The following is a 16,560-nucleotide window of genomic DNA, read 5'->3' on the forward strand; positions in this document are numbered from 1 at the left end:
ACAGACCCTAGCCTGGCGCATGGCCTTTACATCTTCATCCAGTGCCTGATGATTTCGTTTGAGCGACGCAAATGCACCCCGCACACTTTCTCCATCGGCGTTGCGGTCATCAATTTCAGGCGCTGGCAATTCAGGAATGCGCAAAAGCAGTCTGTCTACATGCGCGGACGCCGTCCCATAAGCATGCTGGAACGAACCGATAGCATTCGCCTCACGTTCATGCGCCGAATTCATACGCTGAATTTTGCCGTCAAGTTGTCGCCATACGTCATTGGTTGTCAGGGCAGCAGCCTCCCCTGCGGTGCGCATCGTCGCCTCTTTACGCGGCGACGGAGGGCCATACGGAACATCCCCGGCCTGGGTTCTCTGCCCCAGAGCCTGAATACCGGATTGCTGTAATACCCGTAACGGCGACTGCAGCGCTCTGCTTCCGGCTTCCAGCACCTCAATACCTTGCAAACCGTCATAAAGACCGTATTGGAACTGGATTTCCGCTTCGAACAACTGATGCGATGTCGCGCCAGTGGCCGAAACGTTCAGCAGCGGCAGCCCTATTCTTGAAGTCACGGGGTTTTCATCGGTGTTATGTACGGCGATCGCCGCCAGCCGGTACAGGTCAGGTGTGTTTTTGATCTTGTCCAGAACGCCGCGCCAATTCAGTTCGCTTGCTGAGGAGCCCGGCAAACCCAGCGTACGTGCCGACGCCTGCTGCTCGCGCGCCAGTAGCGCGTCATTGATGGCGAACCTCGCCTGCGGACGCATCTCGAACACGTATCGCACCTGATTGATGTTGGGCAACGACTGGAAACAGCGCATGACCTGATCGAGGCCAGGTGTTTTGCGACGCAGTTCCGCCATGTCGTTCAGTTTGCTGCCAAGCCCTATATGGCCGATGGCGTGAAAGACTACGGTTTCCAGCGATTCACGCCCGAACAGGTTGAACTCCACCCGCGCTCCGGGAATTGCGCGGGCATGATGCTGGACGGCGCTTTGTTCCTGCTGACGCAATTGATGCAGCATCTCCACTACCGAGGCGCGATCAATTTCGGAGCTCGCCTGCCACACACTGTTGCCTGCGTTCGACATCTCTCGGGCCGCATCAAGGCGCTGACGGCGCAATGCATTTCCATCCAGGGCACCACCGGCTTCCACGTTACGCGCCTTCGAACCTTGTATACGGTCAATCACCTGATTGATTGTCGCGATACGCTCGCTGGGGCTGGTCGAATAAGCGAGCGCACCCAACTCCCCGATATTGTCAGGAAAGGCGCTGGCCAGGCGCTGACGCATCTGGCTCCACTCGTCGGCCGTAATGGGCTTGGCGACTTGCGTATCGAAGGTGCGTTTATAGCTGGCCGTCGACAGGAAGGGGCCGCGGCGCTTATCGTCCACCACGCTATCGGTCGGCAGTTGCACATCGCTTGACGCAACGCGGATGCCGGCGAGCTGCAGGTTACCGTTTCCAGTAGACGCATTTATCAACTTTTGAGGGCGATCGCCGAGCGCTGAAGAGAGCGCGCCTCCCAGATTCAAGTTGCTGTTGAATTCCAGATTGAAATCCGTGCGCCCCTGAAATTCCAGGCCGATAATCTCTGCCCAGGCGTGATCCAGGTGCAACTCCATTTGTCCCCAGTGCGCGCCAGCCTGCGCCGTCGCGCCTACCGACAGCGCCCCCGACGCGGTACTGCGTCGGTTGTCGGCGCCGGATGCAGCAGCATCTGCCGACGGTTTCTGTGGTCCATATTTCTGGCTCAGGCTAAACGGCGATACGCTGACGTTTGCCCCCACCGAGCCATTCAAATTGGTTTCGAACAGATCCAGACCAATCGAACCACCGTTCACGCCAGTGCGCAGGATCTGAGTGCTATCGGGGTGATTGACGTCGAATAACAGCCGCACGAAATCAGAGATCGTCGAAGGCGCGATAATCACGGCGGCGCCTTGACCATGCTGGTATGCCCCGGAAATACCCAGGTTGGCGGAGCCTCCCCACGTTGAGTTCATCGAGCGACCCGGCCGCGAATCAAGAACACGGCCACCAGTGCCAAGGCCTGGCTTGAAGTCGATTCCGACCCCTGACGTCGCTGATACGGAGGCCTTGGCGTGGCGCACAAAAAACGCGACCAACCCGGCATCGTCGTCCTTGCCGTCACCGATGCGCTCCACGCCGAGTACCTGAAGCGCCTCGCCAGTTATGCCGACGCTAAACGCATTAAGATGTTTCCAGTCGGCGCCCCCCAACGACCCGCGAATTTCCAGACCGCGCGACTGCGTCGAGAAAAAGGTACTCCTGTTGAACAGATCCAGGAGTAAATCGGACATACGCGCGGCCATTTCGTCCGGAGCGGCATCGGGCGGCAAGCCAAGATTTTTGAGCAACTGGGTGCGGCGTGCCGAGCCCGGCAACGATATCTGTTCGCGAAACGTCGTCACCACATCATCGAAGGCCGCTAATTGAACCCAAGAAGACAGGCCGAGTTTGCACAACCCCGGAAGCTTGGCATCTTGCTGAAGCCTCTCCGCCATTTCCAGCGCCTGCGTATCGGTGCTGGTCAACAGCGCATCATAGTCCACCAAACCCGCCATCAACCCTGATGTTCGCAAGCCGTGTGGCGCATGGCTGCTGGCACTGTCAGCGCTTCCATCATCCGCCGGCAAGCGTACGCCAGCACGCATCATTTTTTCGCTGACCTCGCACAAGACGCTCAACAGCTCAGCCTCACGTTCGCCCATACGATCAGCGTGCAGCGCCGCGCCACCCGCCAAGGCTTTAATACTCTGGTTCAGGTTCGGCAAAATATCTTCTGATCTGGACAAGCCGACCGAAGACAGCGCTTTATTCACTTGCGAATGCTGCCGCCGCCATAGCTCGGCCAGCCGGAACGTTGGCGTAGAGGTGGTAGACGTCAGATCGCCAGCACTCTCGCCGTCCCCCATATCGCCCATGATCACGCCTTCATGGAAGCCTATCTTGCGCAAGTCGCGTAACAGCGCTTCCAGCTTCTCTTCCCGCAGGTTCAACAAGCGTTGCGTTTGCTGATGTGACAGCCCGAACTTTTCTCCGTCGGACGGTCCTACGGCTGAAGCGACGCGTACTTGCGCGAGCGTCGGCAACTGTTCGAACAGCGTTTTACCTGACGTATACGCCTGCTTCGCCTCATAATGGAAACTGGCCAGACGCCTCTCCTGGGTTGTCGGCGGCAGTACGACGCCAAGCTTGTGCGCCATTGCCCGCATCGTGTTTTTCGTCACTCCGCCCAACACATCTCTCGCCAATGCGCCAACCTGAGCGCGCGTCGTATCAACCGCTGCCTGTACGCTCGACGTCATCGTCAACGGGTTGTTCGCTGCTGTCCCCATCAGCGTCGTAACCGCAGATGCATCATGATGCGGTGTGCTGATACGACTGGCTTGCTGCTGGTTGACGCGGGCGTTGGTGCCTGCAAGGAAGTTCTCCGGCGGCAGTTCGTCTGCCTCCGGTTCGGGCTTTACGCGTGCTGGCAAGGGACGATTGTCGTGCGACGTCATTGCAGGCAGCAACGTGTGCCAGTTATCACCCAGCTGCAATTGTATTTGCCCAGTTCGAGTGGCGCGAAGATTCGAAGGGTGATCAATCCCCGGCAGAATTATCGGCACCGGCTCCCAGTCATCTTTCGCGCTCAAACGTTTCAACTGAGGTCGCTGGTTACGAGGATGATGCAACACGAGCAACTGATCGTTGAGCCCTATGGCGAGGGCGATGGGGCGCTGCAACAGGGGAAGTCGGCGGGCTTTGCCATCCGCGTCGGCGGCGATCAGCAGACCTGATTCCATCAGCGCGACGCTCTGGCGATTGTTGTGAACCGCCAGCGCCTGCACTGGCTCGTCAAACTGCGCGATAAGCCTGGCGCGTAACTCCACTGTATCCGGGATAACCGCCAAAGGTCCCCCCGCAGGATGACGCGGCAGTTCGGCATCAGTCGGCAACCAAGAGGTACGGCCCTCCAGTTTCAGTTCGACGACCTGCCGTGCATCCCCCAATAAAGCAAAAACCGGTTTCCTGTCGATAAATCCCAACGCAGAGGAATAGAGAGCGGTCACACCCGTCAGCGGTTCGCCGCCCGGCTGTCTTAACCGCTCCCATGGCTGGTCAGGAGCCGGTTGATAATGCAGCACGCCGTCGATATGCCCCACCTGAGCATGACCATCAAGCTGAACGTGCGACTGCACAGCCGTCTCCGACGGAACATGCAGCCCCTCGGTGTAGAGCAGCAGCAACGGGCGATCCAGCAGATACGCCGGCCGAAACAGCACCTCGTTCTGCGCTCGCTGCAAGCTCATGCGCCGCCCGTTTTGATCCTGCAACATGAGATGAACAGTGTTGTCCCTGGACAACCCCATGGTGGTCACGGCCCAACCTTTGCCCTGCGCAAAATCGCCAGGTAATTTCAGCCGGTGGGCTTCAACAGGCCCGATGCCTTTCAGATCGGCCTGATAAATACGTCCTTTATCATCGAGGATCAGCGCAGCGTTGCCGCGCGGCAATGGCAGTAAATCAACGGGGCGGGCCGGACTCTGCTCGACCCCCAGGCCGCTGGCTTCTGGCCGCAAAAGCTCGACAGGACGGGAAATGCCATTTGAATGAACCGCGCCCTCATGCAGCCATTGCACCTCGCGACCGGCGCCAATGCGCACCGCCGCGCCTTCGGGAAGCCGTTCGGTCGACACGGACTCGGCAGACGTGTCGGTTGCGCGCCAGAGTTGCCTGCCGTTGTGTAGATAGACATCGCCATCGGCCTGCAAACCAATCATCCGCAGGGGCTCTCGGGGATCCGCGCCAGGCAGCGTCAATGACGTCCAGCGCTCTTCCATATTTGCGGTATGAACCACACCGCCGCGCTCTATGTATGCTCGATCATGGGAGGACTGCCAGAGTCCTGTTAATAATCCTATCGGCGGTTCGGCAAGCCGGGCAGCCACAGCATCGGCAGTTATTTCTCCGCTGATGCCGTATTCAATGTCAGGGTGGACCGTCAAAACGGCCATCAACATGCCTGGTACGGAGGTGAAAAACGCCTCATTACGCGGCGCTAGCGGCTCGTGATGCATGGCGGTATAGCGCACTAGCTTGCCATTGTTATCAAGGCTGGTTTCGCTTTGAACCGACGGTCGCTTTGCCAGCCAGTCATTAATGACGCTCACCCCATCTGTATGACTTCTGATACGAACATGCCTTCCGCGTTGCGACGGCACCGCTTGCAGTCCGAGCACCTGACTATTCAAACTTGCATGAGCCCGATTTCGCATGCCGCCCTTGTGAGACGACGGGCTTTCATCAACCAAGGGCAATGGTTCAGGTAGCTGAGGCGGGCTGTTAGCAGGCGAGACACTGTCTGCAGGATGAGGGAGAGGGTTGGCAGTAAATCCGGAAGAGGTAACCTTTACCATCGTTATTATTAAACTCCTGTATATAAAAAATATGTCCTGTTTATTACCCACGAAGAACCAACGGCATCATGCCGAATAGGACGTGGTCTACATCTCCATTACAAGCTTGTGACTGGAATACTATGGGGTCTACCGATTAGAGCCTTCTTCGTTGCGGTAATAAACAACAGTAACTGAGTGGCTGTGCAGCCAGATCGGTTCCCACGACCGTCATCAAAATGTCACAACGAGTCTGGCCTGACCACCACTCCGGCGTGTTCTCTTTGGCAAGGCAGGGCGAATCGCCCAAGGACTGCTTCGCACATATCTGGTGATACTTGATGAACTGGGGTATTTGCCTTTATGCCAAAGCGGTGGCGCACTGCTATTTCACCTGCTGTCCAAGCTGTGCGAACACACCAGCGTGGTCATCACCACTATGGACAGTGTTAGGCAAGCAGTGCCCGCAGTGATGGCCTTTAGGTATGGCTTGAAGGCTATTCAGACAAGGGAGTGAAAGCTTAATTTATTTTGTTTACACCATCTTATTTATACGAGACACCCCTTCAGATGCAATTATCTTAAGGAAACTCTGAAAAAGACTTCCTAATTTGGCAAAATCTCCGGACACCAGTCGCCGAGCTTTTCGATGATGAAACAGATGACCTTCGCCGACGCCGAGTATGCCGGCAAGCGCAAGCAGACCCGTAAGGAATTGTTCCTGATCGAGATGGATCAGGTGGTGCCCTGGAAAGGTTTGATTGCCCTGATTGAGCCCTATTATCCAAAAGGAGAAGGTGGCCGGCCCGCCTACCCACTGATGGCGATGCTGCGTGTTCATCTGATGCAGAACTGGTTCGGCTACAGCGATCCGGCGATGGAAGAAGCGCTGTATGAGACGACCATCCTGCGTCAGTTTTCAGGCCTGAGCCTGGAGCGAATTCCAGACGAAACCACCATTCTCAACTTCCGTCGTCTGCTGGAAAAGCACGAGTTGGCGACCGGGATTCTCGGCGTAATTAATGGTTATCTGGGCGACCGTGGCTTGTCGTTGCGTCAAGGCACCATCGTCGATGCCACGCTGATTCACGCGCCCAGTTCCCCCCGGTGTCAGGATAGTTGTCGCCTCTCCGATTTTTCCTAAAAAAGTATATCGGGGGCGGAAAGAGACTGGTCGTGCCGTACTATTCACCTGAACGCAGAGCCGCATTACTCAAAATGCTGCTTCCCCCGCTGAACCTGTCGATGGCCGAGGTTTCCCGGCGCGAAGGGGTCAGTGAAATGTCTTTGTCCAACTGGCGCAAGCAGCTCGGTGCCGAAGGAAGTGCAGTGTCTGAAAACAAGCCGTTGACCGAGAACTGGTCAGCCGAAACCAAGTTTGCTGTCGTGCTTGAAGCCGCCGGTTTGTCCGAGATCGACCTGGGTGAATACTGCCGCCGCAAAGGCCTTTACCCCGAGCAAATCACGGCCTGGCGACAAGCCTTCATCACCGGCCAGAAATCGGAAAAGGCCCTGCAAAAAGAAGAACGAGACCAGGCGCGCAAAGACAAGAAACGCATCCAGGAACTTGAGCGCGAACTGCGCCGCAAAGACAAGGCGCTCGCTGAAACAGCCGCGTTGTTGGTGCTGCGAAAAAAGCTCAACGACTATTGGGGGACGACCGACGACGAGGACAACTAACGTCTCTGCCAGAGCGGCAGTTACTCGTGGCCTGGCTGGGCGAAGCGGTCGCGGCGTGAGCCAGAAAAATCAGGGCCTGTCGGGAAGTTGTTCTGTCGCTGCGCACCTTGCAACGGTGGACTCAGACAGACGCTATCCAGACCGATGCGCAAACGACTGCCACAAGGCCAACGCCGCCAAATGCGCTGAACGAGGCAGAGCGACAGACCATTGTGACGCTGTGCAACAGCGCGGAGTACGCTCACCTGCCGCCGAGCCAGATCGTGCCGCGCCTGGCCGATCAAGGGCGCTATCTGGCGTCGGAAGCGACGTTTTATCGCGTTTTGCGAGCGACGGGTCAACAGCAACATCGAGGCCGTAGTTGTAGCGGCTTGCAATCGAAAACGACCGTGCTCGCAATCAGCACACTTTTAGGCTCAGATTAACTGCGACTGACGCAGCCCTCTGGCTCACATTAGTTGCGAGCGAGCTTGCATTCAGCTGCGTCTGCTTGCATTACATCGCTGGCAACTCACATTAGCTGCGAGTGAAAATGAACGGGGCAGATCGGCAAATCCGCCGCGAGCATTTCGTCGCGCAGTGTGTCCATGTCAGTGGTGTGCTTCCCGCTCGACGCATTCGCCGGTTTTGAGTCTGTCTTTGGAACCCAAGAGCTCTTGCGACCACACATTGGATCCGATTAATTCATCCGGGACAGCTGACAGCGCTATGAATCCTCTACAATCTATTCAACACAACATTACAACTCCCCCAATCAGTGGCGGTCAGCCATTAGACGCGGTGGGCCCTCAGGCCCAGAAATCCCATCCTAAAAGGATTTCACCTTCTCAATTGAGCCAAAGCGCTCACCAGGCTCTAGAACGCCTTTCAGCTAATGCCGAACACCAACGCCTTGCATCACTGGTACGCAAAGCTCTGCAGGATGGCACATTTCAATTTCAATCCAGTAACCACACGCAAGTAACCTATAAAGCGTCAATCTGTCTGCCAGCTGACACCGATACCGTGAGAACCGACCTCTTGATTAATAACGAGCTGACGGTTAAGGCCCGATTAAATGATCAATCAGAGTACGACATCGTCAGCGCACATTTGCATGGCTCTTCGAAAGCCATATCCTTCGACGTACCCAGCCCCCCGCCCGCACATGGTTCAGCATCTTCTGTCTTGAGTGAACGGACCCATCTAGTTATGAGTCGCGTTCTCTCACAAGATGCAGTAGATAGCAGTAGACTGGAAACTTCGTTACTGAGCTCGCCAGACCATTCTCGTCCGCCATCACAGCCAAAGCCCGTGCATCTAGGGTCGGTCCGCAGGGAATCTGGCAGCCTTGTTTCCGATAACCCGGTAGTGCAGGCCCTGCTATCGTTTGCGCAGGCCGACCAGGCATTTCCACCACAGGCCGCGAGCATTGCCGGGGTCCAGCTGGAAATGCGGCCACGTCGGGATATTGAGAAAGCACTTGAGGAATTCAAAGGCGCCTTTACGGTGGAGAAGGCGCAACTGATGTCCGGTGCCAACTCGTCGGAGCGGGTAGATGAGGATGTCAACGCAGACATCCATATCCCCTTATTGCTCAAGGCCATCGAGCGGGGGGCTGCGGCATTTGGTCCAAACGCATCAATCGGCCAGAATAGCGCGAAAGCGTTTCTCGCCTCATGTGCTCCCAAGATCACGTCCAATGACGATGTCCTCTCCGAGTTCATCAACCAGAAACTCAAGGGGGATGACGATCTTCAGGTTCGCCTGGGCGCACAGGAATTGTTGCATGTAGCCACCAAGAAGGAATTCCAGCTCGGCGGTCTAGCCGGCAGCATCGGGGTCAGCAGCATACTCGGCTCGGCATGGGAGCTTGGCGCTTCTGAGCTGTTGAAAAATGCCATCTTCGGCAAAAATTTCTCACCGAGCCAATATGCCCTGCAATTGGCTGGAATCGATTCAGTGCCTCCTTTGATTATCGAGTCCATGGACACCATGTGCGTACTCGCCATCATCAAGGGCATGAAAGGTGAGGAGTGGTCCATGAGCGATCTACTTCCCAAGGCGTTGAAGGCCGGTGCCATTTCCTCGGTGGTGTCATTCCCCAATAATGTTTTGCAGTATGCAGGTTTCAAATCCAGAGTCGGCGATCTTGCGGCAAACTCAGTGACAACTGAAGCGGCCATCTTTGGCGCCGCCTCCGGTATTCCACCCGAGGTCAAGGAAAGTGAAGAGCTGATGCGTGCTGGCTTATTCCAGAGCATGAAGGACGGCGTGATGGCTCATCCAGGCGAGGGGGTGGACACCAAAAAGACGATTGAGCGGATGACGCGCCATGCGCTGGATATCGCTCCGGGCGAAAGCACCGCTGTCAAGTCCATGGGGCTCGCATCGATTGTCGGGATGATTCCACTGATTGCCAGCAACAAGGCAACCGGGCTGCTGTCGGAACAGGTACTGCGTATTTTCCGGAGCGCCGTCTTCAATCCAATCGAAGCCATCGCTCTGAACGCGTTGGCGCTTGGCGGGCGTGTCAACGTTCCCGGGCTATTTGATTCCGACAATGCCAAGCATGCACGCGTGGTACAAACCATCCTTGCGCGGGCCAGCCAGCACATGGAAGCTGGAGACCGTGACATTTCCGCAGAGGAGCTACATCAAATGCTGGCTCCCCGGAGCGAGTTCCTGCGCCATGTGGGATCTGCGATTGTCAACGGCATGAATGCCAGCTTTGAGGCAATTCCCGCCCTGGTTCGGAAGCTTGGATATGGTGAGGCTCCATTGGCCGAACGTATTCCGTATCAAGACCTGGCTGTGCCCGACACGTCGCGGCAGCCCGCACCCTGAATCATAGTCGACGCGATCTACTGGACTTCACGAGCAGCAGTCAGGCGGGTAGCATGGTTTTTCACCGTGCTACCCTCGCCATCGCGGATGCTCCCACATTTGTCGGCACTACGGGTCAATCTGGGGCTACCGTCGACTGGGCAAGCGCAGATTTGGCTAAAGCGGACATCAATAACCTTGCTTTCTCTGGATGCGTCACATCATCTGGACCTACTTGCTCTACAACACCAAATCCTTCTGTGTGTATAGCTTTTGGTTTAAATAGCAGTTTTGCCGCCCCTGGCACTGAGGCCAGTAATGTCAGAGGATCATACAGGTTTAGCTTCGTCACCTTAGGCCAGATATCTTCAAACGAACTCTCTTTATTTTTATCCAGTTGTGCTGCTTCAATCTGTGCATTCGGCATGAACGTCCGAAAGAACCATGAGTCATCCAACCCGGGAAGCAATCCAGCTTGAATACCTTCCCAGAGGCCTTTCAACGCACTCTTCTGAACGTCTCTCAGGTAGTGGCCTACTGGATGTCCGCTCCCCGCTATCCCTTCGTAAAATGAAGGCGAAACCGCCGTTTTATAGGCCGCCTCCTTTGTCACTATACGAAGTGGAATGCCAAGCTCCTGCGCTTTCCGATAAAGACTGCGCGCAGCATCCATGTCGGTCGCATTGTTGTAAGCGCGTGCATCAGGCTGTACAAAACCATCTGCGTCCTTTAAAGGCTCGACGCCGCCCATGATGGTGATGCCATCAACCCGTTCGCGCACCATATCCGGGCAGGTAGTGATGAGAGCATTGATATCACTCATGCCTGCAATTACGACAATACCGACTCCATGTGGCGCACGGGCCAAGCGCCTGCTCATGTCCTGCAAGCTGTCGCGGTGTATTTCACCAGGTCCAGCCCTTAAAGCATGACCTTCCAGTAAAAATTTGGCATGTTCCTTCGACTGAAGCGAATTCATCGCGTAATCCCGACCACGCGACACATGCACGTCATGCAACCCAAGCTTGTTGAACACGCCTTTGGCCATCTCGGCACGTTGAGAGCGAACTTCAGCATCACCCAGTGTTGCCACTACGTCCGTGATGTGCACAAAGCCCTCAGCCTGCAATTGCTTGCCCAAGGTGTAGGTCACGACATCATCCGGGTCCTTGTTAGGATCAGTGAAAAACCACGTATCCTTAGGTAACCGGGGCTTGTGTAATCTCAGTTCATTGATGGCCATGTTTTCGTCTGAGGTCAGATGAGAGTTACAGGCTCCCACTTGTGCAAGCATCGTGCGCTGTGCCGCAGTCAATAAAGCTGGCGCACTTTTCGACCGCTCCAAAACTGGGCTGCTCATGCTTGCTTGCTGAGAAAGTGCTGATTGCGTGCGGATTCCACGACTATCCGGACACCCATTCCACCAACATCCGGACACTGATTCCATGCTGATCCGGACACTCATTCCACAAGCATCTGGACACCGATTCCACGGCCATCCGGACACTTTCAGGCAGGCAGCAACGCAGGACTATTCACTACTATCGACCTCTTTTTTCGAAGCGAAGAGGTCGTCGTGGAGCGTTTATCCATGCGTAAAATCCGAGAGGTACTACGCCTAAAGTTCGACGCTGGCCTGTCCGTGCGCAAGATCGCCGCCAGCTTATCCATCGGCCATTCGAGTGCAGGGGATTACCTTTGCCGGTTCGCCGCCAGTGGGCTTCAGTGGCCCATCGATATTTCTGACGCGGAGTTGAATCGACGGCTGTTTCCACCGGCAGTGCCAGTGCCGACCGACCAGCGCCCAATGCCTGACTGGGCATGGGTACACGCGGAGTTGCGCCGCCCCGGCGTCACTTTGGCCTTGCTCTGGCAGGAATATCGACTCGCTCACCCGCAAGGCTTCCAATACAGCTGGTTCTGCGAGCACTACCGCCTTTGGACCGCCAAGGTCGACGTGGTCATGCGCCAGGAGCATCGTGCTGGCGAAAAGCTGTTCGTCGATTACGCCGGGCAAACAGCGCCGGTCATCGACCGACAAACCGGCGAGATCCGTCAGGCTCAGATCTTCGTCGCCGTTCTCGGCGCGTCCAGCTACACCTTTGCCGAGGCCACCTGGTCGCAGAAACTGCCCGACTGGCTGGGCTCGCACGTCCGATGCTTTGCTTTTTTCGGCGGCACAACGCAGATCCTGGTGCCCGATAATCTGCGCAGTGGCGTGACTAAAGCGCACCGTTACGAGCCGGATATCAACCCCAGCTACCGCGATCTGGCCGAGCATTACGGCGTCGCCGTCTTGCCTGCTCGCTCGCGCAAGCCCAAGGACAAAGCCAAGGTCGAAGTCGGCGTGCAAGTGGTCGAACGCTGGATCCTGGCGGTGCTGCGCAACCGCCAGTTCTTCTCGCTTGGCGAACTCAACACAGCCATCGCGCTACTGCTGGATCGCCTCAACCACAAGCCCTTCAAAAAGCTGCCCGGCTCACGCCGGTCAGCCTTCGAGGCCATCGACCAACCGGCCCTGGAAGGCCTGCCGGAACACCCGTACGTCTATGCCGAATGGAAAAAGGTACGCGTCCATATCGACTATCACGTTGAGGTCGATGGCCACTTTTACTCGGTGCCGTACCAGCTGGTGAAGCACCAAGTCGAAGTGCGGCTCACGGCCCAGACCGTCGAGTGCTTCCACGCCAACCAGCGCGTGGCCAGCCACCTTCGCTCGCAGCACAAAGGCCGCCACACCACCCAAACCGAGCACATGCCCAAGAGCCACCGCGAGCACGCCGAATGGACACCGCAACGGCTGATCCGCTGGGCAGAGCAGACCGGGCCTAACACCGCCGGCGTCATCACCTACATCCTCGAACGCCGAATCCATCCGCAACACGGCTTCCGCGCCTGCCTGGGCATCCTGCGCCTGAGCAAACAGCACGGCGAAGCGCGGCTGGAAGCCGCGTGCCAGCGGGCGCTGGCACTGGGCGCATGCAGCTACAAAAGCCTCGAGTCGATCCTGCGCCAAGGGCTGGAGCGCCTGCCGCTGGCCCAGCAAAACCTGCCGCTGCTGCCTGACGAGCACATCAACCTGCGTGGCCCGGGCTACTACCACTGACCTGAGAAAGGAGCTTCGAAATGCTACCGAATCCAACGCTCGACAAGCTACAAACCTTGCGCCTGCACGGCATGATCAAGTCGCTGGGCGAACAACACGCAACGCCTGATATCAATGATCTGAGCTTCGACGAACGCTTCGGTCTGATGGTCGATCGCGAGCTGACCGAGCGCGAAGACGCCCGCCTGACCACCCGCCTCAAAGCCGCGCGGTTGCGCCACAACGCCTGCCTGGAAGACATCGACTACCGCAGCCCGCGTGGCCTGGATAAGGCCTTGATCCTGCAACTGGGCAGCGGCCAATGGCTGCGCGATGGCCTGAACCTGATCATCGGCGGGCCGACGGGCGTAGGTAAAACCTGGCTTGCCTGCGCGCTGGCTCACAAAGCCTGCCGCGACGGTTACAGCGTGCGCTATCTGCGTCTGCCGCGCTTGATGGAAGAACTAGGCCTGGCCCACGGCGATGGCCGCTTCGCCAAATTGATGGCCGGCTACGCCAAGACTGACCTGCTGATCCTGGACGACTGGGGCCTGGCACCGTTTACCGCCGCGCAACGGCGCGACATGCTTGAGCTGCTGGACGACCGCTACGGCAACCGCTCGACGCTGGTGACCAGCCAAATGCCAGTGGACAAATGGCATGCGTTGATCGGCGATCCGACCTTGGGCGATGCGATCCTCGACCGGCTGGTGCATAACGCTTATCGAATTGAACTGAAGGGTGAATCGATGCGCAGGCGCGCAACGAAATTGACGGCGGCAGGGGCTTCAGACTAACAATGCAAACCTGCGTCGCTGCGCTCCGACTGCCTGTCCGGATAAGCGTGGAACGAGTGTCCGGATGTTGGTGGGCTGAGTGTCCGGATGACGTGGAATTCGCAGATTGCGCGGTACTTTCCGATGGGGTACGTGATATTTGTTGTAACTGATCTAGGGTCTGTTCCCGTTTCGACGTAACCCATTGATCTCTATGAGAACAGGCCCGTATTGTTGGAGTTCTCACACAACACCAATACGAGCCTGCAATGCCCCGATTAATGCTCAGTGATGAGCACTGGCCGAAGCTTCGAGAAATTTTGCTGCACGAATCGATCTACAACAAGCGAGATTTGCGCACCACGGTTGAAGGCATGCTGTACCGCATGCGTGTGGGTTGCCCTTGGCGAGACCTGCCGAAAGCGTTTGGAAACTGGAGCAAGGTCTACAAGCGGTTCAATGCCTGGTCTGCTTCAGGCAAGTGGGTCAAGGTGCTTGAGGTGCTGATGACCGATCCTGACATGGAGTGGGTTTTCATTGATGGCAGCTATGTAAAGGCTCATCAGCACAGTGCAGGTGCTGCCAGCACGCAGGACCAGGCCATCGGAAAAAGCCGAGCCGGTAACACCAGCAAGATTCACCTGGCTGTAGACGCTTGTGGGCTGCCCATTGCATTTGACGTGACCGGAGGCCAGACCAATGATTGTTCGCAGGCGGCCTCGTTGATTGCCAAGATGCCCAATGCAGAAGTGATCATTGCGGACAAGGGCTACGACACTGAAGCGATACGCGCTCAGGTCGAGCAGCAAGGCAGCAAAGTGGTGATTCCACGAAAGCGCAATTCTCTGAAAGGGAACGCAGATCTGGACAAAGGGTTATATCGCAATCGACATCTCGTAGAAAACGCCTTTGCCCGGTTGAAGCATTTCCGGGCGGCGGCTTCTCGGTTCGACAAACTCAAGAGAAACTATGAAAGCGTCATAGCAATGGCCTGCGCTTTTCTGTGGCTGCCAATGTGAAACGGGAACAGACCCTAGGATGAGACGTGAGGTGGTATGGCCTGCGGTGATAGGACGATGCATTGAGTCGACCTCCTGGATAGATGAACCTGCTGTGTGGCAAGCAACGCCGTTTCGGTTTCATCACCAGGGTCAAGTGCAGCTCGCTCCGGGTTAGAACAGGGCAGCCTGCGGCTGCAAATCGCCCCGTTCTTGCGATCGCGTAGCAGCAGAAACATGGATTTGAGCTTTGTCATGAGGCCCGTTATTGATCATCATGAAGCCTGCTTACCCACCGCCGCTGCTTCAGATGAGTCCAGCCTACACACCTCGACCGCTCAAAAACCTCTTCACCGCCAATCAATGCTAGGCACACCTCCTCGAGGAGGGCGGCTTGCGCGACATCGAAGTCGAGTCCGTCAGCAAAATGCTGGCCTGCGGCACCTCGATCCTGGGCGTCAAACACTACACCTGCGGCAACGACAGCTGCCCGCACGTCAAATACCTCTGCAACACCTGCAGTTGCCGCGCCTGTCCATCCTGCGGCAAAAAGGCTACCGATCAGTGGATCGCCAATCAACAGCACCGCTTACCCGAGTGTACCTGGCAACACCTGGTGTTCACATTGCCTGACACCCTGTGGCCGCTGTTCTTTCATAACCGTCACTGGCTCGATGCCTTGTGTCGCCTGGCCGTCGACAACCTGCTCTATGCGGGCCGACGCCGGGGCGTGGAGGTGGGTGTTTTCTGCGCCATTCACACCTAAGGCCGGCGACTTAACTGGCACCCACACATCCATGTCTCGGTCACCTTGGGTGGAATCGATGACGCAGGTGTATGGAAAGATCTGTCGTTTCATCCATCAGCCTTGCGTCGACGCTGGATGTGGAATGTACGCCAGTACCTGCTCAGTCAGTGGGAGCACACCACCGTCCCACCTGAAAACGCTCATCTGCAGAGCGAAAATGACTGGCGTCACCTTGTGCTCAACGCTGGTGGTCAGCACTGGCACATCCACTTGTCGAAGAAGACGAAAAACGGGCGAAAGACCGTCAATTACCTGGGCCGCTACCTGAAAAAACCGCCGATCTCGGGCAGTCGTCTGGCGCATTACACCTGCGGGGCCACGTTGAGCTTCACCTACCTGGATCACCGCACGCAGACCTATCAGCAGGAAACGCTAAGCCAGGCCGACATCCTGCGCCGGGTGGTGCAGCACATCCCGGAGAAGCATTTCCGGATGATCCGGTATTTTGGTTTTCTGGCCAATCGGGTCTGCGGGCAGTACGTGCCAAAGGTCTATGAAGCACTGAAGATGGCGACGCCAGGACCAACACCGAAGCTGTATTTTGTGCAGATGGCCAAAGCCTTTCTAAACGTCGATCCGCTCCGTTGCGTGGCTGTGTGGCGCGCGGATGATATACACGGCGGCAATCAGCGGGCTGACGGTGCTGGGACTGATCCTCAACGCTCAGGCGATCGCGCAGATGAGGTACGTGAAGCCCTGACAGGGGGAAGGTGCGTCCGCACCTAAGCTTCGCGGTTAAATAACCTGCGTTAACGCTTATTTATAGGTATTTGCACTGCATAAGTAACGCATCAGCGTCTTACTACGCATCGCTATGAAGGCATGACGCCTCCTTCATAGCGTCAGCCTGATGCATAGGCATTTTGAAATTCCTATGCATCAAGCCCTTCATTTCGCCGCTCTGTGACCGCACGACCGAGATGTACCGTTGATGACCGCCGCAAGCAAATGCAGGTCGGCAATACGGTAATGTTGACCCTCAGTGGTCCGATCACGGATTTC

At 56.8% G+C, this 16,560-nt stretch carries 5 protein-coding genes and 5 pseudogenes; 8 read left to right on the top strand and 2 right to left on the bottom strand.

Annotated elements, in window-relative coordinates; all coding sequences use genetic code 11:
• Positions 1-9: 9 nt before the first annotated feature.
• Positions 10-5,286: pseudogene (locus AC4ANK_RS27350) on the bottom strand (type III effector); the annotation flags it as partial.
• A gap of 406 nt (positions 5,287-5,692) precedes the next feature.
• Here AC4ANK_RS27350 and AC4ANK_RS27355 point away from each other — a divergent pair.
• The 4 genes and pseudogenes from AC4ANK_RS27355 to hopD1 all read left to right on the top strand — a co-directional run.
• Positions 5,693-5,845 (top strand): annotated as a pseudogene (locus AC4ANK_RS27355) (ATP-binding protein); the annotation flags it as partial.
• Positions 5,846-6,058: 213 nt separating this feature from the next.
• A pseudogene (locus AC4ANK_RS27360) lies at positions 6,059-6,532 on the top strand (IS5 family transposase); the annotation flags it as partial.
• A gap of 50 nt (positions 6,533-6,582) precedes the next feature.
• Positions 6,583-7,448, top strand: a pseudogene (locus tag AC4ANK_RS27365) (transposase); the annotation flags it as partial.
• Positions 7,449-7,794: 346 nt separating this feature from the next.
• A complete protein-coding gene (gene hopD1, locus AC4ANK_RS27370; protein ID WP_080719030.1) occupies positions 7,795-9,912 on the top strand; it encodes a type III secretion system effector HopD1 in 2,118 nt (705 codons plus the stop codon).
• A gap of 115 nt (positions 9,913-10,027) precedes the next feature.
• On the opposite strand, the gene hopQ1-1 is transcribed toward hopD1, so the two are convergent.
• Positions 10,028-11,251 (bottom strand): type III secretion system effector HopQ1-1, encoded by a 1,224-nt coding sequence (gene hopQ1-1 / locus AC4ANK_RS27375; protein ID WP_031598314.1) that lies wholly within the window; start codon positions 11,249-11,251, stop codon positions 10,028-10,030.
• 231 nt (positions 11,252-11,482) lie between these two features.
• Between hopQ1-1 and istA the strand changes: the two genes are divergently transcribed.
• The 4 genes and pseudogenes from istA (at position 11,483) to AC4ANK_RS27395 (ending at position 16,258) form a co-directional block, all read left to right on the top strand.
• Positions 11,483-12,997 (top strand): IS21 family transposase, encoded by a 1,515-nt coding sequence (gene istA, locus AC4ANK_RS27380; protein ID WP_054082386.1) that lies wholly within the window; start codon positions 11,483-11,485, stop codon positions 12,995-12,997.
• Between the two features lie 20 nt (positions 12,998-13,017).
• Positions 13,018-13,773: an IS21-like element ISPsy14 family helper ATPase IstB gene (istB, locus tag AC4ANK_RS27385; protein ID WP_002552598.1), complete on the top strand. Its 756-nt coding sequence runs from the start codon at positions 13,018-13,020 to the stop codon at positions 13,771-13,773.
• A gap of 248 nt (positions 13,774-14,021) precedes the next feature.
• The gene (locus AC4ANK_RS27390) at positions 14,022-14,771 is read left to right on the top strand and encodes an IS5 family transposase (protein WP_460382697.1); all 750 of its coding nucleotides are present in this window, start codon (positions 14,022-14,024) and stop codon (positions 14,769-14,771) included.
• Positions 14,772-15,144: 373 nt separating this feature from the next.
• Positions 15,145-16,258: pseudogene (locus tag AC4ANK_RS27395) on the top strand (IS91 family transposase).
• The last annotated feature ends 302 nt before the right edge of the window (positions 16,259-16,560 follow it).

This window comes from Pseudomonas sp. Pmew2 (assembly GCF_058129885.1).

What these genes read in the sequence shown, in the direction of transcription:
- hopD1 (WP_080719030.1), top strand. Translation starts at nt 7,795, where the DNA reads ATGAATCCTCTACAATCTATTCAACACAACATTACAACTCCCCCAATC.
- hopQ1-1 (WP_031598314.1), bottom strand. Translation starts at nt 11,251, where the DNA reads ATGAGCAGCCCAGTTTTGGAGCGGTCGAAAAGTGCGCCAGCTTTATTG.
- istA (WP_054082386.1), top strand. Translation starts at nt 11,483, where the DNA reads ATGCGTAAAATCCGAGAGGTACTACGCCTAAAGTTCGACGCTGGCCTG.
- istB (WP_002552598.1), top strand. Translation starts at nt 13,018, where the DNA reads ATGCTACCGAATCCAACGCTCGACAAGCTACAAACCTTGCGCCTGCAC.
- AC4ANK_RS27390 (WP_460382697.1), top strand. Translation starts at nt 14,022, where the DNA reads ATGCCCCGATTAATGCTCAGTGATGAGCACTGGCCGAAGCTTCGAGAA.